Here is a 19,310-nt window from a genome sequence, read left to right as displayed (position 1 = left end):
AAAAGTTGGTCAGGCTTTGTTTTTATGTATTACCGGTAGCTATTTTCTAAATCTGAAATTAATTTGCCAACGTATGAAACGGCTGCTTGAATCGTTTCTTTTTGTTCCATATCAACACCAGCAACTTTTAGTAAATCAATTGGTCGTTTTGTTCCGCCAGCTTTTAACATTTCCAGCCAAGAATCTATCACAGGCTGTCCTTGCTCTTGATAAAGAGTATACGCTTTTGTCGCTGCTGTTAGACCTGCGGAGTATGTGTATGGATAAAGGCCCATATAATAATGAGGTTGTCTCATCCAAGTACGTCCGGCTCGGTCATCAATGTCAACCGCATCTCCCCAGAAACCTTTGAGAACTTCTTGTTTTGTCGTTCGAAGTAAGCTAGCCGTAAGGGGCGTGCCTATTTCAGCATGAGCGTAAACGCGACGTTGAAATTCGCCTTCTAGTAAATGGGTGACGAAATTATGGTAATAAGTACCGATAAATTGCAAAACGACCCAGCGTTTCATTCTTGGATCGTCAGTTGATTGGAGCAAGTGATTTCCTAAAAACAACTCATTCATTGTTGATGGTGCTTCCACACAATACGTTGATGGACGTGTGGCATTGAGGGGCTGATGAGCATTGGCTAAATAGAAGTGATTAGCGTGACCAAGCTCATGTGCTAATATAAATGCACCACGCATCGTATCTTTCCAAGTCATTAAAATATAAGGGTGAGAGCCGTATGGGCTGGAACAAAATGCACCAGTTGCTTTGCCGATATTGTCCGCACGGTCAACCCAGCGATTCTCTTTTGCTTCGTGCAACATGGCTGTGTACTCTTCTCCAAGTGGTGCCAATGCTTCAATGATCGTATCAAAAGCTTTCTCATAAGTTGTTTCAGGTTCAAATTCAGGGTCCAATGGTGCTTTTAAGTCTGAAAACCCGAACTTCTCTAATTGGAGCACTTCTTTTTTGAGTTTGGCGTATCGTTGCATATGTGGAGCTAATTCATGATAGATTGTGTCTAATTGGTTATGGTACATCGTTTTATTAACATGTTGAGAATGAAGCAACATGTCTTCTGCAGACTTGTAGCCCCGTAACCTGGCAAGGGTAACTTGTTTTGAAACTTCACTCGCATAAAGCTTCGCATACGTATTTTCATATTTTTTGAGTGTTTCATCAAAAGCTTCATAAGCATTACGACGTTCGTTCGTATCTGAAGAAAGTTCGTATTGATCTTCAAATCGGGCAAATGAAAGTGGCTTTTCTTCGCCATCAGCTCCTTCGAAGGGAGGGAATGTCATATCTGCAGATTTGCTCATTGAGTATGTACTGTAAGGACTTCCAAGAACAGGTGATAACGCAGCAAGCGTTTCTTCGGTCTCGGCTGATAAAGCATATGGTTTGTTTTCAAGTATGTTAGCTAAATAGACCGTATAGCGCTCAAGTTCAGGTAGCTCTGTTTGGAATTGTTCGATAATTGAGTTTGGTAAAGACATTAATACTGCTTCTGTTTTGGCTAATTCAGCCTGTATAATCGCTTGGACTGATTGAACGTGACTAGCATTCCCTTGAGCTTCTGGATTTGTACCATCAGCTGATAACGAAAGACTTGCATAGGTTAGAACTGGTACAGCTCTTTCTAACAGTGCTTCTCGAACTTGTAGTGCATGAAGCAAATGTTCAGCACGCTCACCTATTTTTTCATTAAAAAGAGGAAGTTTTTTTGCTTCGTTTTCCACTTCTTTTAAAGCCGTTTCCCATTCTGAAATCGATGAAAATATATCGGTTAGGTTCCATGTTTCCTCAATAGGCACATCGTTTCTTTTTATTAATTCCATATGAATAGCCTCCTAAATTTCGTTATTCGAAATATCTATTATTATACATAAAAATAGCGCTTTTGCCATTCATTTATCAGAATTTTTGTTAACAATCTTTTTGGTAGCCAACAGAACAACCATTCGCTAAAATGAAGAGAAGTAAAAAGTTGAGGTGGTTTGATGTTTAAAAGAACCCTTCCACAACTGTTAACTGAGTTGCGGAATGATGAAAATATCGCTTATTGGCATGAGCTTGAACCGATAGAAGCAAAAACGGCCCCCTTTCCAGAAATGCTAGACGAACGAATTTGTATGGCGCTTCGAAAACGAGGAATTGGCGAATTATATACACATCAAAGTGAGGCTGTTCATTTAGCTAAACAAAAAAAGCATTTAGTGGCGGTGACCCCGACCGCATCTGGGAAATCATTGTGTTATAACGTGCCCGTGCTAGAAGAGATTTTAGCAGATGAAAACAACCGGGCTTTGTATTTATTCCCAACAAAAGCATTGGCACAAGATCAAATGAGTGATTTACATGAAATGATTCACGATATGGGTGTTGAGGTAAGGTGTCATACGTACGATGGAGACACAGCACCACAAATTCGCACAACCATTAGAAAAGCCGGACATGTAGTGATAACGAATCCTGATATGCTCCATTCAGGAATATTGCCACACCACGCGAAGTGGGTTTCTTTTTTTGAGAACCTTCGTTATATCGTCATTGATGAACTTCACACGTATCGAGGTGTTTTTGGGAGTCATGTGGCCAATGTCATCACTCGTTTAAAGCGAATCTGTGCTTACTATGGGTCGTCACCGCAGTTTATTTGCACATCTGCTACCATTGCGAATCCAAAGGAATTGGCTGAAGAATTAACGGGAGAAACGTTTCAATTGATTGATCAAAATGGTGCACCTCGAGGGAAAAAGCACTTTATTTTTTATAACCCTCCATTGGTTAATCAACCGTTACAAATAAGGCAAAGTGCAATGACGAAAGTGAATGAACTTGCTGGACAGTTTTTAAAAGAAGGCATCCAAACAATTGTTTTTGCAAAAAGCAGGGTGCGAGTGGAACTTATACTAAGTAGATTACAAGAATTGACTAAACGAAATTTTGGACCTTCAGCAATACGTGGCTACAGAGGTGGTTATTTACCAAAGCAACGGCGAGAGATAGAAAAAGGGTTACGCTCAGGTGATATTAAAGGTGTAGTTTCTACAAATGCGCTTGAATTAGGTGTTGACATTGGTCAACTGGAAGTTTGTATTATGACGGGTTATCCAGGAACAATTGCTAGTTCTTGGCAACAGGCTGGGAGAGCAGGAAGAAGGCAAAATGAATCGGCTGTTTTAATGGTTGCTGCTTCTACTCCGCTAGATCAGTATATGGTTAAAAATCCGAATTACTTTTTTGATCGACCACCTGAAACAGCTCGCTTAAATCCGCATAACCTTGTAATCTTTATTGATCATTTAAAATGCGCAGCCTATGAACTTCCTTTTTGTTCAGGAGATACATTTGGTGGGGAGATTGTTGATGATTATTTGGATTACTTAGCAGAACAACATGTGGTGCACTTTAAAGCAAATAAATGGTATTGGATGAATGATGCTTTTCCAGCACATGGTATAAGTTTACGTTCTGCCTCACAAGAGAATGTAGTCATTATAGATCAGTCAGACGTCACAAACCATATTGTAATTGGAGAGATGGACCGGTTTAGTGCCATGACACTCCTTCATGATGAAGCGATTTATTTACACCAAGGTGTTCAATATCAAGTGGAATACTTAGATTGGGATGAGAAAAAAGCCTTTGTGCGAGAAGTACAAGTTGAATATTTCACCGATGCAAATCTGGCCGTCTCGTTACGAGTTCTCGAAGAAGATGAGTCACGTCATGAAGAAAAGGCAAGTGTATCTTTTGGTGATGTGAGCGTAACTGGTAAAGCGACGATTTTCAAAAAGCTTCGATTAACATCAATGGAGAATATTGGGTCTGGTCCTATCCATTTACCAGAAGAGGAATTGCATACAAACGCAATGTGGCTGTCTTTTCATTTGATGGTATTAAATGAAATTGGACAAGACTGGCTTGATCAGGCACTTGTGGGACTAGCTAACTTACTCCATCATGCTGCTCCGGTTCATGTGATGTGTGATCGAGGTGACATTCGCGTGGTGCCACAAATTAAAGCAGAGCACTCAGAGCTGCCAACGATTTTCATCTATGATTCATATCCAGGGGGAATAGGTTTAGCTAAGGAGATTTACGCACGTACCGAAGCTGTTTTTGGTCATGTAGAAGCTCTCCTTGATTCCTGTGGATGTGAAGCAGGTTGCCCAGCGTGTATCGGTAGTGCATCAAGTGAACGCAATATAAAAATGATTGTTAAAAAATTAGTAAAGCATGTTTGTAAAGATGATGATAGCCATTAAATTTCACGCACCGTAATAAGATGAAGAAAGGAGAAAAAATGTCCATTAAATCAAAAATAAAACGATTCGAATCTCATCTATCGTCCCATCCTAAACAAGAGCAAGAACTGGAAGCAGATCAGCAGCAACTAAAGGACCATGAGGATACGTGGGCTCAAATTGAAACACATGCACATGTGTTTGATTCAATGATTTGTTTTATACGAGAAAAAGAGTATTCATATGGTGTTCAACATGGTGATCAGTCTTTTGCTGAAATGAAAGAGATCTTAAATCGTTGGGACACAAGTAACTTAAAGCATCCTCTTTCAAAAAAAGGGTTGCCGCTATCAAAGTTGATTTTTTTTGATACAGAAACGACCGGCTTAAGCAGTGGAGCTGGTACACAAATGTTCTTGTTAGGTTATGCGTCATTCACAGATACAGGCGTTCGAGTACGCCAATATTTACTTTCTGGTCCAGAAGCAGAACCAGCTTTGTATCATTTCTTTTTAGCAGATGTAAAGGGCATGGATCATCTCGTTAGTTTTAATGGAAAAGCATTTGATTGGCCTCGTTTAAAAACAAGGCACGCTTATTTACGTGATGCAGTACCTGCTTTACCTAAGTTCGGGCATTTTGATTTACTTCATGGATCACGGCGCCTTTGGAAAGACACGTTACCTTCATGTAATTTGAGTACTCTTGAATCAGAAAAACTAGCAATTAAACGACATGATGATACGCCGTCTTACCTTGTGCCGATGTTGTATTTTGATTTTGTTCGAGAAGGAGATCCTTCTTTTATTAAAAGTGTTTTAACGCACCACGAAATAGATGTTCTCTCTTTAATTGCTCTTTATGCTAAATTAACAGAAACGATTTTAGGGGCAAGTGACTATTCAACGGATAAGGAACAGTACGAAATTGCACGTTGGTATGAATCGACGGGAGAGAGCGAGCAGGCACTGGCGTTGTTTAATGAGGTTGAATTAAAACAGAGTGAATGGCGTTATCCAGCACGTTTTAAAAAAGCATATTTACTTAAAAAAAAGCGTGCATATACTGAGGCAATCAGTAGCTTTCTTGATTGTTTACAAAATGATTACCATGCTTGGGAGAGTGCAACTGAAATCGCTCTAATAACGGAACATCATTTTAAGGACCCTAATAAAGCAATGGACTATGCTCAACGAGCACTTAGAGAGTCAACGACTAGTAAAGAACGAATGGAATCGATTAAACGAATAAAAAGGTTAAAACAAAAAAGCAATAAATAAGTCATTTCCCGGGCAAGCGCATAAGACGACTTTATTCGTGGGAAATATGACTTTATCGACTTTCTTGACAGTGTGTTGGTGGACTCGTAAATAAAACAATGAAAAATAGGTTTTTCAACTAGTACATCTGTGTAGGAACCAACATAAGGTATTAATGACTCAAAACAAAAAAGGAGGACTTTATCTTATGTTCCACAAGAGACCAAATCATTGTTGCCCACCACGACGCCCAAAGTGTAACCAAACTCTTCCAACACAATCGTGTGAATTACCAGCGGTGGTGCACCCAACAAAGCATAATGTTGTACAAAGTACACAGGAGTATATTGTGCCAGAAATTCATCCTTCTCACACAACTCATGTGAAGAATCATGTATACAAACATGTTCATCATTATCCGCATTCTGATAGTGTTCAGGAGCATGTGAAAAATGAGCAGTATTGTGAACAACCAATGCAAAACAATGTGGCTCCATCAAATTGGGCGCCGAACAATATGGCTCCAACAAACATGAAGCCAAAAAATATGGGACCATCAAATTTGAAACAATCAAATGTTTCTCCATATAGTGGGTACAAGAAATAAAAATTGCTAGTTGTTGAGCGAGCAGAACGTTAGCTCGCTTGACACTTCAAATAAGGAGGGACAAGCTATTCATTCGTTACTTATAACTGGTTATAAAGCGCATGAACTTGGCGTGTTTAGCGAAAAACACCCAGGCGTCGAACTTATAAAAAAAACAATTAAAAAGAGACTCATTCCATTTATAGAAGAGGGAACAGAGTGGTTTATTACGAGTGGGCAATTAGGGGTAGAGCAATGGGCATGTGACGTTGTAGCAGAATTAAGAGAAAGCGACTACCATCAAATACGACTTGCTATTTTACCTCCATTTCAATCTCAAGAAGAGAATTGGCAGGAAAACACAAAAGAACGATATGCATCACGATTAGAAAAAGCAGATTTTGTTGAATGTATTTCTAAACGTCCATATGAAAATCCTGGACAGTTAAAACAAAAAAATGATTTTTTAGTTCAAAAAACAGATGCATTGCTCGTGCTATATGATGAAGAAAAAGAAGGATCACCATCTTTTTACGTTCGTTCTGCTCTTTCACAAAACAAACCAGTCTATTATATCTCTCCAGAAGAAATAGATGAGATGGCCCGAGAAGAGGCTTTAGGTGATTGGTAAGGATACTGTAAAAATTTATGTAAGACTATATGTATAAATTGACTTTAGGCTGGACTTTTGAAAAAATAGAAGTATTGAGGAATAGAACATGAGGTGATTTTGGATGAGTACAGTCGAGATTAAGTTAACAGCAAAGGAAATATTGAATAAAGATTTTAAGGTGGGTATGCGAGGGTATAGCCAAGAAGAGGTAGATAAATTTTTAGATTCAGTTATTCAGGATTATGAAGCGTTTCAGAAGAAAGTTGAACTTTTAGAAAAAGAGAATGAACATTTAAAACAAGAAGTAAAACGACAAGTAGAACGACCACAACGTAGCCAACCTGTTAGTCAACCAACCGCAGGAAGCACGAATTATGACATCTTGCAGCGTCTGTCCAACTTAGAGAAAAAAGTTTTTGGCAGCAAAATGTACGAATAGGTTTTGTTTGATGATTCATTTATATACGGATGGAGCAAGTGCTGGTGATCCTGGGGTTTCAGGTGCGGGAATTGTTATTGTTCAGAACGACGGTCATGTTAGTGAGCATCGTTATCATTTAGGTGAAATGACAAACCATGAAGCAGAGTTTGCTGCTTTGAACATTGCGCTTTCCCTTTGTTTGGATAAAGGGTTTAAACATGTCTCTGCTCGTACAGATTCTAAACTGGTTAGTGACTGCATCGATAAGCGCTATGTGAAAAATAAATTATTTGCTACGTATCTAACAGAGGTTTTGGAAAAAATAGATGCATTCGAGCTTTTTTTCATAAAGTGGGTACCGAGTAAACAAAATAAAAAAGCAGATGAACTTGCCAGGTTGGCCATTCGAGAGCCGAAACGAATCTACTAGTAAGCATTGCGAAAGTTTACATTGTGCGTTATAATACAAAGGTCGCTTATGAACAAACATGCCAAAAGGTAGCCGCTGCGCGATGAGCGTAGAGGAAAGTCCATGCTCGCACCAGCTGAGATGCTGGTAGTGTTCGTGCCTAGCCAATTCATAAGCTAGGGCAGCTAAAAGTTAGTTGACGGCAGGAGAAGTACCTACGTTTTTTATAAGATATGGTACACACTCCTTGAAAGTGCCACAGTGACGAAGTCTGCCTGGAAACGGGTAGAGTGGAACGAGGTAAACCCCACGAGCGAGAAACCCAAACAATGGTAGGGGCATTTTTTAGTCTGGAACTGAACAGAACTAAAAGAACGATTAGGTTCGTAGATAGATGGTTACCACTGGAGTACGAGGTTCATCACCGTTTGCAGTACAAAAGTACAGAACATGGCTTATTGATGGCGTGCAGATGAATTTATAAGCGAGTTAAAACCCTTGTAAAGGGTTTTTTTATTTGGTTTCTGGTACACTAAAGTAAATGAATTGTAGGAGGATTGTTCTAAAATGAATCAAGCAAAAGTGATGTATATAATTGGTACGCTTCTATTTGTTTTAAATGTAATTGGATTTGCCATACAAGGCTATTTAATTGGTACAGGTGGATTGTTTCTTCTTGTTATGTTTGCTTTTTATATGGGTGTTGTTTATTTGTACCATCGATCAGATTCATCAAAACGGATAGCAACAATATCTATACTTGGATTTGGCGTAGTGGCTGTTATAGGTGCCATTACTGCATATGCGCAAGGCGGCTATTTGCTGCATTAATTGGATGGAACCAAAGGGAGTTATGGACATATGGATAAAGTGACACTTATTGCAACAACAACAATGGGTCTTGAAGCTATTTGTGCGAGGGAAATAAAAGATCTTGGATACACAGAGGTTACCGTTGAGAATGGGCGTGTGCTTTTTGAAGCTGATTTAAGCGCCATTCCACGAGCAAACCTTTGGCTTAGAACTGCCGACCGGATTAAAGTTCGAGTGGGGGAATTTAAAGCATTTAGCTTTGATGAGCTTTTTGAAAAAACAAAGGCTTTACCTTGGGCAGATTTACTTCCTCCTGATGCGGAGTTTCCTGTCATTGGACGTTCAGTAAAGTCAAAGCTTTTTAGTGTATCAGATTGCCAAGCAATTGTAAAAAAAGCAGTCGTTGAAAGCATGAAAAAGAAATACAAACGCGAGTGGTTTGATGAAGATGGACCGTTTTTTCGGATAGAAATTGCTTTATTAAAAGACGTTGCAACATTAACGATTGACGCAAGTGGACAAGGTTTACATAAACGTGGCTATCGGGCACTTCATAATCAAGCTCCGTTAAAAGAAACGCTTGCTGCGGCGATGATTCAATTAACTACTTGGGATCAAGACAGACCATTTGCAGACCCTTTTTGTGGTTCAGGTACTCTTGCTATTGAAGCTGCTATGATTGGACAAAACATCGCGCCTGGATTTAATCGAGACTTTGTATCCGAAGAGTGGCATTGGATAGGTGATGAGCGCTGGAATCAAGCTAGGCAGGAAGTTGAAGATTTAGCGAACTATGATCAGAAATTAGATATCATGGGCTCTGATATCGACCATCGATCGATTGAACTTGCAAAAGGGAATGCGATGGAAGCAGGGTTTGGGGATTTGATTTCCTTTAAACAGATGCAAATTAGTGATTTTCGTCATAAAGGTTCATACGGCATTGTCGTTGCAAATCCTCCCTATGGAGAACGTCTAGGGGAACGAGATGAAGTGGAGCAAATGTATAGAGACATGGGGCGTGTAATGGCGTTACATGATACGTGGTCTGTTTACTTGCTTACTTCTCACGAAGGGTTTGAAAAACTGTACGGGAAACAAGCAAATAAAAAACGAAAATTGTATAACGGAAATATTAAAACCGACTATTATCAGTTCTTTGGACCAAGGCCGCCAAGGAAAGAGGAAAGTCCAACGATTTGATGTTGTTTTTGTTTTATGGACTTTAGTAGCCTGATTATTTATCGAGTAAGACACACTATTCATTGTTGTTAAAAACAACGAAGGTGTGTCTTTTTTGTTCCAGGATAATCAATTCCATTAGCTGTCCTGGATCGGGAGTTTAAAGTTTTGTAGGACACTCAAAATTTCATAATAAAATTGTTTAATTCTTGTTTAACTAACACATTCGTTGACCTTTCAGGTAAATAACCCTATAATGAAATTGACCTAATAGGTTAATTACGTTTCTTATTAAGGAGTGACAGATGTTGACTAAATTATTAGATTTAGACTCTAAAAGAAGGGACGCGATTCTAAATGCAGCGTTAAAAGAATTTTCTTCACAGGGTTATGACAACGCTTCAACAAATGTAATAGCAAAAAAAACGGGAATTTCCAAAGCCCTTATGTTCCACTATGTAAGTAGCAAGCAGGAGCTTTTTCTTGTTGTGTATGATTACTTCTCTGATTTAATTAAAAAGGAATATGTTGAATTAATGAATTATAATGAAAAGGATATTTTTGACAGACTGCGTCAATCATATCTTTTGCAACTTAAATTATCGGAAAAGTACCCTTGGATTTTAGAGTTTAATAAACTTTCACGAACCACTAATTCCAACGAGATTAATGAGGAACTCGAAAATAGATCGCGCAAAGAACGTTCAAGCTGTTGTCCCAAATTATTTGATGAAATAGATGAAGCTAAGTTTAGAAAGGAGCTGGATATAGAAAAGTGCAAGCAGTTTATATTTTGGTCTACTATTGGATTTACTAATGAAATAGTAGATGATATTAGAAATTCAGAATCTCCGGCTTTGAACTATGAATTCGTTGTTGAAAAACTTGATGGATATTTTGTTGAACTTAGAAAACTATTCTACACGTCAAGTAAGGAATAAGGGTTAAGTAAAAACGCATGCCTGTACGTATCAGTACTATACTGGGAATTGCCCTTGTAGGATTAGTCATTTTCAATTATGTAGGTAAAGAATCGACGGAGGAGAGGGATATGAGATGATTGACGCGCGTGAGCCGATAATTGTAGAGTTTCCTTTGAGAGGAGAATGGTACTCTCCTAACACGCCAGGGACAAAAATTCCAAGTCATGGCACAAACCAATTAGGATCAAGATATGCTTATGACTTTATTCAAGTGGATTGGGAAAGAAAGGGCTGGCCCGCCTATCGCGTTAGTTTGGCGCACTATCTACTTTTCGGAATTCCCTTAGATGAATATTATTGCTGGGGGCAAGAAGTATATGCTCCTTGTGAGGGGATCATTCTCCAAGCAGAAGATGGTTATAAAGAACGAAAAAGAACGAAATTGCTTTCAGATATATCTAACGCTTATAAAAATGCTCGTTATTTCGATCCGAAAAAAGACGACATACAATCAGTTGCTGGCAACTACATTATTTTAGAATGTGCCGACAATGTATATGCTGGATTAGTCCATCTTCAAACAGGGTCCATTCAGGTTTCAGTTGGTCAGCGTGTAAAAAAAGGTGAAGTTATTGGTAGAGTTGGTCATTCAGGTAACTCCTTTGCTCCGCATTTGCATTTTCAACTTATGGATAGTAGTGACATAGCTACTGCAAACGGATTGCCTGTTGCCTTTGAACAATACGAAATATTTAAAAATGGCATATGGGAAAAAGTAAATTCTGGGATTCCAACAAATAAGGATAGAATAAGCTTTCAAAAATCTGATAAATGGCAATGAATTAATTTTGTAAAAATTTAAATATCTATTACAAAACTCATTACGATCACACACAAATGCACACAGCGCTAACGATATATGATGTAGGTTAAGCGTAATCCATAGGGTTATGTTTATGTCAATAAACCCTATCGCAGTTATCCATTGTCTCAAACCAATTGAGTGCGGTATTGCCTAAAAAGTGTTTGGAGTCTGGTGATTACTTCTTTTTAAGAGACACCAATAATTTTTTTCGCGAAGCTGTTGGTGTCTCTTTTGTGAAACTGTAATGGCCCAGTGAACACATATCAAGTAAAAGGTAAGACCGTGTCAGTCTTAAAACTAGACATAAAGTCTAGCACTATTTATAATAAAAATAAGAAAACTTCGTCATAGCAAGAGAGAGGGGTGTTTAATCATGAAGAAGAAATCACTTGCATTTTTAGCTTTAGGATATGGATACTCCACTGCTGTTTTTTTCTAGAAAAGCTTCCAAGGGTGAAGTGTGTCTAAAAATTGGTTATCTAGAAAAACTGCAGTAAATCTAAAAATGACGAGGTAAAAAAATGGAAAACGAAAAAATCACAAGGAAAAACCCATCGTCTGTACCAGCTCCAGTCGGAAATTACACTCATATTACGAAAATTCCAAGGAATGCAGAGTTATATGTAACTTCCGGTCAAGTTGGTGTAGGAGAAAATGGAACGTTTCCAGAAGAATTTAATGAGCAAGTCAAGAATACATTCACGAATATAAAAGCTGTATTAAACTCTGAACAATTGGGTAGCGACACGATTATAAAGGTGAATGTTTGGGCTACAGAGCAAATTGATTGGGATTTCTTTTAATTAGAGTGGGGAAAATTGTTTAGTGATGATTACCCTGCTATGACTATAGGATATCTCTCAGAATTAGGTTTACCTGAGATAAAAATAGAAATAGAACTTTGGTCTGCTAAAGTGTAATTCATTAGCCTGCTTCATCAAAGCCATGGGACGTCAGTTTAGACGTTTCCGTGGTTTTTAATGTTTTTATGAGCGAACTGTTATTAAATGAAAACAATCGTAAGAATGTATACAGAACGCTTTCATAAGAGAATGCTTTTTTGAGGCTTAATAATTGAGCCCTTCTATTCTAATAAAAACACAAAGTGAACCACTGTCTACCTGAAAACAGTGGTTCGAAGAAGAAACTTTATTGAGAACTAAATTAAGTGTACATAAAAAATGTGTTTCCTGTCGACAATAAAGTTTCCTCGGCGCATCTTTCTAACTTTATACGTAATTCTAGTATTGTTTACCGCCCATTTGCTGTTCAGCCATCTGAACAAGACGCTTCGTAATTTCTCCACCAACAGATCCGTTTGCACGAGAAGTGGTATCCCCACCAAGAGTCACTCCAAATTCAGAAGCAATTTCGTATTTCATTTGATCAATCGCTTGTTGTACGCCAGGTACGACCAAGTTGTTTGAGCTTTTTTGGTTAGCCATATGTATCACCTCTCTTACTTTAGTGATATAAGCGTGTCAATTATTGTCGATTTATATACGGCTTTTTTAAATTTTTCTACTATCGATACATATTACTTATTCTGTCAAGTAAAAATCGGACAGCGAGGAAGTAATGTTACGTTTACATTAAACAAGGTTAAAATGATCTTCCTTTGTGCTTACTTATTGATTTTTTTATTTTTTTATACTTTACTACACTAGAATTTAACAGTATACTTTGATTCAAATTAAGCTCTCATTAAAATGAAATGAATAATGTGTTAAACGATTCGTTGATATAAGACAACTCTGCTTAACACTCAGAGGAAAAATGAATGTCTGATTTAAATATTACTTATTTGGAATCTGAAAATAAGGAGGATGGCTTTATTGCCTATATATTCTAAATCGATTCGAACTGGAAAGCGATCGACTTCCTATCAAGCAATGTATAAAGAACGTCATTATTATAGTGGAGTGGCAACTTCCTTGATGAGTTTAGCGATTATTCAATTATTAATAGGGTTTATTAGTGCTTTTATCGTCGTGGAACTAAATCAATCAGGATATTCGTGGTTTTATTTTATCATCACATTAAACGGTTCACTTGTAATAGGTGGTATTCTTTGGGGGATTGCAGAAATAGTGGAGAATACAATTCCAGATTAGAAACGAGAGCAACTATATAAGCACAATAGGAAAAAATCGATTGAAGTGGTCCGAAGTCTTGAGAATGAGGAGTGGAGTGATAACTAACTCAAGTATATTTCACTTGAGTTAGTTATTTTTTATAAGTGTTTCGCTTAAGCCTATAATTTCATTTACCGTAATATTTTTATAAAAAAGAACATAAACAAAACCAAAAAGAGATACACTACAGCAAAAGGAGTGTATCTTCATGATTGATGGATCTTGGGTAATTATAAAACGTGGTACAAAAAAAATACTCGGATGGATCGAAAAGAACAAATCTTTTTCATGTAAGGATAAGTCATTCCAAACATATTATTTCTATTCCCTAGAACCAGAACGATCACAGGAACCTATTTTAATCTATCAAAAGGACGTTACGTTGGCTCCTGTTACGTTAAAAGATGAGGATTATCATAGCATGCAATTATTAGCACTTGAACTTGGAGATTCAGACTGGTTTATTGAGCTAGGAGCACAACGGAGAGAAATTACTTTTTAGCACTTTTTTCCTCTTTTTATCATATCCCCGTGACAAATATACTTTTTTACGTAATGATAGAAGGTAGATCAGTCAGGAAGGGGATTTAACAACTATGTATTCAATTGGACTAGATATAGGAACGACAAGTACAAAAGCCGTTCTGTTTTCTAAAGATAACAAACAAGTCGATGATTATGAGGTGACATACCCATTAATAAAAGAGAAGCCAGATTTTGCTGAACAAGATCCCGAAGTAATTGTAGCTGCTTGTTTAAAAACAATAAGAGAATTAGTCAAGCAAGCATCTATAAACAAAGAAGATATACGTCTAATAGGGATTTCATCGGCAATGCATTCCTTAATGGTCGTTGATAAAAATAACGTTCCATTAACACCTTTAATTACGTGGGCAGATAATCGTTGTGCAGCATTTATAAAAGAACTCAAATCTTCCTCAAAAGGAAAACACTTTTATGAGAAGACAGGGACACCAATCCACCCAATGTCTTGGATTGGCAAAATTCAGTGGCTTCGAACTGAGCGTCCACAAATATTTAAACAAGCGTTTAAATTTCTATCTATAAAAGAATACTTATGTAAATGCCTATTCGGAATATATGTTGTGGATCAATCATTAGCCAGTGGAACTGGATTGTATCATTTAAAAGATCGAAAATGGGATGAAGAAATCTTAAAGTTTATTGAAATCGATAATAACCAATTATCAGAGATTGTTCCAACTACATACGAACTACCTTCATTAACATCTCAACGTCAACTCGATTTATCGCTTACTGATAAATGCCGTTTTATTATAGGCGCAAGCGATGGTGTTTTAGCAAATGTAGGAGCAAATGCGATAAAACCAGGAACGATTGCAGTAACAATTGGGACGAGTGGTGCGGTACGAACAATTGCAGATAAACCAATTACAGACGAGCATATGCGAACATTTTGCTATGTGCTTACTGATGATAGTTGGGTTGCAGGCGGTGCAACAAATAATGGTGGACTCGCTTTGCAATGGTATTTAAATGAGTTTGCAAAGGAATTAAAGAACATTGATGGTGGTAAGAGTGCCACTGAACAAATTATACAAGAAGCGATGACGATACCTGCAGGATCACAAGGTCTATTGTTTCTGCCTTTTTTAAATGGCGAGCGAGCACCATACTGGAATCCTGATGCAAGGGGATCCTTTTTAGGCGTATCGATGATTCATAAGCGGGCTCATTTCGCTAGAGCAGTTATGGAAGGTGTAATATACAGTGTTTATTCAATCGTTAAAGGGTTGCAAGAATCAATAGGTGAGCTAGAAATTATTCAAGCTTCAGGAGGATTTGCACGTTCTGACGAATGGGTACAGATGCTTGCAGATATAACTGGAAAAGAGATTCATTTACCTGAAACATACCACGCAAGTGCATTAGGGGCCGTTTTACTTGCTAAACACGCAATAGGTGAGAATTATTTATTTTCTGCTTCAAAACAGATTATCAATAAAGTGTTTATACCAAATGAGGATAACCATGCCCGATACGAAGAAATGCACAATCTTTATGAACGAGTCTATCAGAAATTAGAAAATGAGTTTGCGGTATTTGTAGAGATGCAAAATAAGTAGACCATAATATTATTATGTAAACCAAGAGTATAAATCCTCCGCCTTTTGTTTATTCTAATAAAAAAGGGGGATTAAAATGAACAATTATCCAAAAGATGACTATGGATACAGCGACCTAAAACAAATTGAGTTAGCAATACAAGCAGCTCAACATATGGTGGGTCAAGCGACTCGTAGTATGGATGAAGAACAGATTAAAGCAGCTAATGATGCATTACATCAGGCAGAATTACAGTTCAAAAGCGCTTTAGCACACCAAAACAATATTGATGAGGCATTTTTTGCTCATTCGTCCGCTTTGCTTGATCAAGCAACACATCAATTAAATGAAGCTGAAGATGATTTACAATAAAAAACGAGTCGGCAATTTAAGCCGGCTCGTTTTTTTTAGGTTTAATAAAGGGTTTTGTTGTGTATCGATAAATGACATCTGCAATAATAAGGCCACTAGCTAACCCAACCGCACTATAGGCAACATCAAGCAAAACAAAAGCAGATTCACGGTATTCCCTTATAAGCAATTGATAAAAAGCTTCATAAAACGTAATGCCGGGAACTACTGGTACAATGCCAGGAATGTAATAGACTGTAAAAGGCACTTTTTGAATACGGGCAGCTATAAAACCTACAAAAGCAAGCAATAAAGAGCACACAAGGCTTGATCTAAAAATGCCTATTTCGTTTTCTTGGAGTAAAATAAAGCCGAGCCAGCCAATCATTCCTACAAACCCTCCAGTAAGAATGGATCTTTTTGGCACATTACAGATTACGGCAAATGAAACTGAAGCCATAAAACTAAAAATAGTATGAGTGAGCAAAAATGACAGCATAAATGTCTCCTATATAATGAAAAGATAATAGACAGTTGTTATACCCGCGCCAAGTGAGGCGGCAATTAGAATTCCTTCAAGGGCACGGATGCTTCCTGAAATGTAATGCTTTGCAAGTAAGTCACGAATCGCATTTGTGATGGCAATACCAGGAACAAGAGGTACCACTGCGCCAATCATAATTAAATGCAAATTCTCTCCAATTAGTAATGAGAGCGCAAAGCCAACTAAGCCTCCTGCAAATGTACCGATATATTCACTTAAAAAAGGAACTTGAACAAAATTCCATAATAATAAGTAGACAATATAAGAAACTAGCCCAGCGAGCATTGCGGCTGGAAGGTCAATGAATGCGCCCCCTAAAATGAGCATGATACTCCCACTCAATGCAGATGTGCACAAAAGTTTTAAATATAGAGGAATCGACATTTCTTCTTTTTCTAATGCTTCTAAAGCAAGAGTTACTTCTTGCCAATTCATTTTTCCTTCGGCGTAAGAACGAGAGATTTGGTTAACTTTTGAGACTTTGTCTAAATTATGATCACGATGGTCAATTCGAACAAAACTGGTTTGGCCAGAATCCATTTTGGCAAAAATGCCATTTACGGTCACATATGTATAGTTTTGTTGGGAACGAGGTAGACCGGCCGCTTTTGTAATGAGTCGCTCCATTGTATCTTCTACTCGTGTTGTCTCTGCTCCACTTTGTAGCATGATTTTTCCAGCGAGTAAACACGTTTCTATAATACGATCTTGATCCATTTTACCTTCTCCTTCATTCTTACACACGTACTGTACCATTTGGTATGAAAGAAAATCAGGAAATGATTACAATCATTTCCTGATTACGATTCTTATGTTTGCAATGGATGATGAAGGTCATCGAATTTCGGTTGATGATAAACTACCATATCCATATCTTGATCATAATCAATTGTCATTCCATCTACATACCAAAAATCATCTTCTGTCACAGCGAATAGGATACCGCTTTGTTCCACAGAAAAAGACCCTCGCCACTCTTGCTCGTGCATAATTCCAATTGAGAATCCACCAGAACCAATTCCACCAACACGAACATAGAGTCGGAGAATATCCCCACTATTTAAATCCATTTCTTTTTTATAAAAATTTGCTGCTCTTTCAGTAATCATTAATTTCACCGTAGACCACTCCTAACTTGCTCATTTTAACATATTGATGTGTTATCAGTCATAGTAGTTGTCTTATAGTAAAGAAGACTGCTATTCTATAAGGAAAGAAAGGGGTTATGTGAAATGAAAAATGTCGAAACAGAATTTATGGAGTTAGTAAAAAAGATGAATCATTATTCTCAAGCACTATCATTAATGGCGTGGGACTCTCGCACAGGCGCTCCTAAGAAATCAATTGGTCAACGCTCGGAGGTCATGGGCACTCTTTCAAGTGAAGTGTTTGCGATGTCAACTTCAACTGAAATGAAACGTTTATTAGAAGAGCTGCAATTAAAATCAAATCTCTCTGAAATCGTTGCCAAATCAGTAGAAGTAACTCAAAAATTTTATGATCGTAATACGAAGATTCCAGCAGATGAATATAAAGCATATGTAATGTTGCAAGCAGAAGCTGAATCAGTTTGGGAAGAAGCGAAAGAAAAAGGCGATTTTTCACTGTTTCAACCATATTTAGAAAAATTAGTTACATTCAATCGGAAGTTTATTGATTACCTTGGTTATGAAGGGCACCCTTATAATACTTTACTAGATGATTACGAACCTGGTGTTTATACAGAAACATTGGATGTCGTTTTTAATGATTTGAAAGAGAAGCTAATCCCACTAGTTAAAAAGGTAACAGCTTCTAAGAAAAAGCCTGATACTACTTCTTTATTTATTCATTTTCCTAAGAAAGCACAGGAGGAATTAAGCTCCTCCATTCTTGAGACAATGGGGTACGACTTTGAGCGTGGACGCTTAAATGAAACCGTTCATCCATTTGCTATTGGAATTAACCCCAATGATGTCCGAGTCACGACAAAATATGATGAAAGTGACTTTCGTGTTGCCCTTTTAGGCACAGTTCATGAGGGAGGGCATGCTCTCTATGAACAAAATATTGATGCGAAATTAATGGGGACACCTCTTGCTTCAGGGACATCAATGGGTATTCATGAGTCTCAGTCCCTTTTTTGGGAAAAATTCGTCGGCCAAGCCCTTCCATTCTGGGAAACATCTTACCCAGTCTTAAAACAATATTCAAGTGGTCAGTTTGATGACGTTTCTTTAGAAACATTTTATTTCGCTTTAAATGAAGCAAAACCTTCACTTATTCGAATTGAAGCAGATGAATTGACGTATTGTCTGCATATTATTTTGCGATACGAGCTTGAAAAGGGATTGTTTGATGGGTCGATTGAAGTAAAAGATCTACCAACACTTTGGAACAAAAAGATGGAAGAATACTTCGGAATTCAACCAGGGCATGATGGAGAGGGAGTTCTCCAAGATGTTCATTGGTCCGCCGGTTTATTTGGCTACTTTCCATCGTATGCATTAGGTCTTATATATGCAGCACAACTTAAAGAAGCGATTCTCAAAGACTTACCTAACTTCGATGAATTGATTCGAACAAACCAGCTTCATGTTATTAGAGAATGGCTTACGGAACACGTTCATCAATTTGGTAAGCTAAAAAAACCAAAAGAAATTTTACACGATATCACTGGTGCTGGAATTGATGCTCAACCTCTTTTTAACTACTTAACCGAAAAGTATAGTCGTTTGTATGAACTATAATTAGAAAAACCAGCCTTTAAGCTGGTTTTTCTTAATGGTGAGAGTGGTCGCTGGAATAGGTCTGTTTGCTGCCTTCTATTAAAACACGAGCTTCTTCTGGGGTTAGTTTGCCGACTGCGAATCGTTTTGTAGGCATTGCAAATAAATCTCC

At 37.7% G+C, this 19,310-nt stretch carries 20 protein-coding genes, 1 other RNA gene and 1 pseudogene; 17 read left to right on the top strand and 5 right to left on the bottom strand.

Annotated elements, in window-relative coordinates; translation table 11 throughout:
* Positions 1-29: 29 nt before the first annotated feature.
* Positions 30-1,829 (bottom strand): oligoendopeptidase F, encoded by a 1,800-nt coding sequence (gene pepF / locus BK584_RS02340; RefSeq protein WP_078391093.1) that lies wholly within the window; start codon positions 1,827-1,829, stop codon positions 30-32.
* Between the two features lie 162 nt (positions 1,830-1,991).
* Between pepF and BK584_RS02335 the strand changes: the two genes are divergently transcribed.
* From BK584_RS02335 to BK584_RS02280, 12 genes and pseudogenes are all read left to right on the top strand, one after another.
* Entirely contained in the window at positions 1,992-4,262 is a 2,271-nt protein-coding gene (locus BK584_RS02335) for a DEAD/DEAH box helicase (protein WP_078391092.1), read from the top strand.
* A 38-nt stretch (positions 4,263-4,300) separates the two neighbouring features.
* A complete protein-coding gene (locus BK584_RS02330; protein WP_169871017.1) occupies positions 4,301-5,521 on the top strand; it encodes a ribonuclease H-like domain-containing protein in 1,221 nt (406 codons plus the stop codon).
* Between the two features lie 187 nt (positions 5,522-5,708).
* Positions 5,709-6,107: a spore coat protein gene (locus BK584_RS02325; protein ID WP_078391090.1), complete on the top strand. Its 399-nt coding sequence runs from the start codon at positions 5,709-5,711 to the stop codon at positions 6,105-6,107.
* A 13-nt stretch (positions 6,108-6,120) separates the two neighbouring features.
* On the top strand, positions 6,121-6,717 hold the full coding sequence (locus tag BK584_RS02320; RefSeq protein WP_245808791.1) for an SLOG family protein: 597 nt from the start codon (positions 6,121-6,123) through the stop codon (positions 6,715-6,717).
* Between the two features lie 103 nt (positions 6,718-6,820).
* A complete protein-coding gene (gene gpsB / locus BK584_RS02315; protein WP_078391089.1) occupies positions 6,821-7,138 on the top strand; it encodes a cell division regulator GpsB in 318 nt (105 codons plus the stop codon).
* Positions 7,139-7,148: 10 nt separating this feature from the next.
* Complete coding sequence (locus BK584_RS02310) at positions 7,149-7,550, top strand: ribonuclease HI family protein (RefSeq protein ID WP_078391088.1); 402 nt, start codon at positions 7,149-7,151, stop codon at positions 7,548-7,550.
* 60 nt (positions 7,551-7,610) lie between these two features.
* Positions 7,611-7,992, top strand: an RNA gene (rnpB, locus tag BK584_RS02305) — RNase P RNA component class B.
* A gap of 104 nt (positions 7,993-8,096) precedes the next feature.
* A complete protein-coding gene (locus BK584_RS02300; RefSeq protein ID WP_078391087.1) occupies positions 8,097-8,360 on the top strand; it encodes a hypothetical protein in 264 nt (87 codons plus the stop codon).
* Positions 8,361-8,390: 30 nt separating this feature from the next.
* Positions 8,391-9,545 (top strand): THUMP domain-containing class I SAM-dependent RNA methyltransferase, encoded by a 1,155-nt coding sequence (locus BK584_RS02295; protein ID WP_078391086.1) that lies wholly within the window; start codon positions 8,391-8,393, stop codon positions 9,543-9,545.
* A 287-nt stretch (positions 9,546-9,832) separates the two neighbouring features.
* Positions 9,833-10,465, top strand: a complete 633-nt coding sequence (locus BK584_RS02290) for a TetR/AcrR family transcriptional regulator (protein ID WP_218970334.1) — start codon at positions 9,833-9,835, stop codon at positions 10,463-10,465.
* A gap of 115 nt (positions 10,466-10,580) precedes the next feature.
* Positions 10,581-11,288: a M23 family metallopeptidase gene (locus BK584_RS02285; RefSeq protein WP_078391084.1), complete on the top strand. Its 708-nt coding sequence runs from the start codon at positions 10,581-10,583 to the stop codon at positions 11,286-11,288.
* Between the two features lie 545 nt (positions 11,289-11,833).
* Positions 11,834-12,232 (top strand): annotated as a pseudogene (locus tag BK584_RS02280) (RidA family protein).
* 321 nt (positions 12,233-12,553) lie between these two features.
* Here BK584_RS02280 and BK584_RS02275 read toward each other — a convergent pair.
* Positions 12,554-12,757, bottom strand: coding sequence for an alpha/beta-type small acid-soluble spore protein (locus BK584_RS02275; protein WP_078391083.1), 204 nt, complete (start codon positions 12,755-12,757; stop codon positions 12,554-12,556).
* Positions 12,758-13,147: 390 nt separating this feature from the next.
* Here BK584_RS02275 and BK584_RS02270 point away from each other — a divergent pair, with 390 nt between their 5' ends.
* The 4 genes from BK584_RS02270 (at position 13,148) to BK584_RS02255 (ending at position 15,907) form a co-directional block, all read left to right on the top strand.
* Positions 13,148-13,426 (top strand): hypothetical protein, encoded by a 279-nt coding sequence (locus tag BK584_RS02270; protein ID WP_078391082.1) that lies wholly within the window; start codon positions 13,148-13,150, stop codon positions 13,424-13,426.
* Positions 13,427-13,655: 229 nt separating this feature from the next.
* On the top strand, positions 13,656-13,949 hold the full coding sequence (locus tag BK584_RS02265; RefSeq protein WP_078391081.1) for a hypothetical protein: 294 nt from the start codon (positions 13,656-13,658) through the stop codon (positions 13,947-13,949).
* Between the two features lie 94 nt (positions 13,950-14,043).
* Positions 14,044-15,555 (top strand): gluconokinase, encoded by a 1,512-nt coding sequence (locus BK584_RS02260; protein WP_078391080.1) that lies wholly within the window; start codon positions 14,044-14,046, stop codon positions 15,553-15,555.
* A gap of 76 nt (positions 15,556-15,631) precedes the next feature.
* Positions 15,632-15,907, top strand: a complete 276-nt coding sequence (locus BK584_RS02255; RefSeq protein WP_078391079.1) for a DUF2564 family protein — start codon at positions 15,632-15,634, stop codon at positions 15,905-15,907.
* 16 nt (positions 15,908-15,923) lie between these two features.
* Here BK584_RS02255 and BK584_RS02250 read toward each other — a convergent pair whose 3' ends face one another.
* From BK584_RS02250 to BK584_RS02240, 3 genes are all read right to left on the bottom strand, one after another.
* The gene (locus tag BK584_RS02250; RefSeq protein ID WP_078391078.1) at positions 15,924-16,385 is read right to left on the bottom strand and encodes a threonine/serine exporter family protein; all 462 of its coding nucleotides are present in this window, start codon (positions 16,383-16,385) and stop codon (positions 15,924-15,926) included.
* Positions 16,386-16,394: 9 nt separating this feature from the next.
* A complete protein-coding gene (locus BK584_RS02245; protein ID WP_078391077.1) occupies positions 16,395-17,147 on the bottom strand; it encodes a threonine/serine exporter family protein in 753 nt (250 codons plus the stop codon).
* A 92-nt stretch (positions 17,148-17,239) separates the two neighbouring features.
* Complete coding sequence (locus BK584_RS02240; protein ID WP_245808970.1) at positions 17,240-17,539, bottom strand: iron-sulfur cluster biosynthesis family protein; 300 nt, start codon at positions 17,537-17,539, stop codon at positions 17,240-17,242.
* 123 nt (positions 17,540-17,662) lie between these two features.
* On the opposite strand from BK584_RS02240, the gene BK584_RS02235 reads away from it, so the two are divergent.
* On the top strand, positions 17,663-19,159 hold the full coding sequence (locus tag BK584_RS02235) for a carboxypeptidase M32 (RefSeq protein WP_078391075.1): 1,497 nt from the start codon (positions 17,663-17,665) through the stop codon (positions 19,157-19,159).
* Positions 19,160-19,310: the final 151 nt, after the last annotated feature.

The organism is Shouchella patagoniensis, from assembly GCF_002019705.1.
In the GTDB taxonomy this organism is placed as follows: Bacteria; Bacillota; Bacilli; order Bacillales; family Bacillaceae_D; genus Shouchella; species Shouchella patagoniensis.
The sequence above is the reverse complement of the archived record's forward strand: the minus strand, read 5'-3'. Positions and strand labels throughout refer to the sequence as shown.

Excerpts from the sequence above, each read along its gene's own strand:
- BK584_RS02310 (WP_078391088.1), top strand. The coding sequence starts at position 7,149 with ATGATTCATTTATATACGGATGGAGCAAGTGCTGGTGATCCTGGGGTT.
- BK584_RS02295 (WP_078391086.1), top strand. The coding sequence starts at position 8,391 with ATGGATAAAGTGACACTTATTGCAACAACAACAATGGGTCTTGAAGCT.
- pepF (WP_078391093.1), bottom strand. The coding sequence starts at position 1,829 with ATGGAATTAATAAAAAGAAACGATGTGCCTATTGAGGAAACATGGAAC.
- BK584_RS02330 (WP_169871017.1), top strand. The coding sequence starts at position 4,301 with ATGTCCATTAAATCAAAAATAAAACGATTCGAATCTCATCTATCGTCC.
- BK584_RS02260 (WP_078391080.1), top strand. The coding sequence starts at position 14,044 with ATGTATTCAATTGGACTAGATATAGGAACGACAAGTACAAAAGCCGTT.
- BK584_RS02250 (WP_078391078.1), bottom strand. The coding sequence starts at position 16,385 with ATGCTGTCATTTTTGCTCACTCATACTATTTTTAGTTTTATGGCTTCA.
- gpsB (WP_078391089.1), top strand. The coding sequence starts at position 6,821 with ATGAGTACAGTCGAGATTAAGTTAACAGCAAAGGAAATATTGAATAAA.
- BK584_RS02285 (WP_078391084.1), top strand. The coding sequence starts at position 10,581 with ATGATTGACGCGCGTGAGCCGATAATTGTAGAGTTTCCTTTGAGAGGA.
- BK584_RS02265 (WP_078391081.1), top strand. The coding sequence starts at position 13,656 with ATGATTGATGGATCTTGGGTAATTATAAAACGTGGTACAAAAAAAATA.
- BK584_RS02300 (WP_078391087.1), top strand. The coding sequence starts at position 8,097 with ATGAATCAAGCAAAAGTGATGTATATAATTGGTACGCTTCTATTTGTT.
- BK584_RS02235 (WP_078391075.1), top strand. The coding sequence starts at position 17,663 with ATGAAAAATGTCGAAACAGAATTTATGGAGTTAGTAAAAAAGATGAAT.
- BK584_RS02255 (WP_078391079.1), top strand. The coding sequence starts at position 15,632 with ATGAACAATTATCCAAAAGATGACTATGGATACAGCGACCTAAAACAA.
- BK584_RS02240 (WP_245808970.1), bottom strand. The coding sequence starts at position 17,539 with ATGATTACTGAAAGAGCAGCAAATTTTTATAAAAAAGAAATGGATTTA.
- BK584_RS02245 (WP_078391077.1), bottom strand. The coding sequence starts at position 17,147 with ATGGATCAAGATCGTATTATAGAAACGTGTTTACTCGCTGGAAAAATC.
- BK584_RS02275 (WP_078391083.1), bottom strand. The coding sequence starts at position 12,757 with ATGGCTAACCAAAAAAGCTCAAACAACTTGGTCGTACCTGGCGTACAA.
- BK584_RS02325 (WP_078391090.1), top strand. The coding sequence starts at position 5,709 with ATGTTCCACAAGAGACCAAATCATTGTTGCCCACCACGACGCCCAAAG.
- BK584_RS02335 (WP_078391092.1), top strand. The coding sequence starts at position 1,992 with ATGTTTAAAAGAACCCTTCCACAACTGTTAACTGAGTTGCGGAATGAT.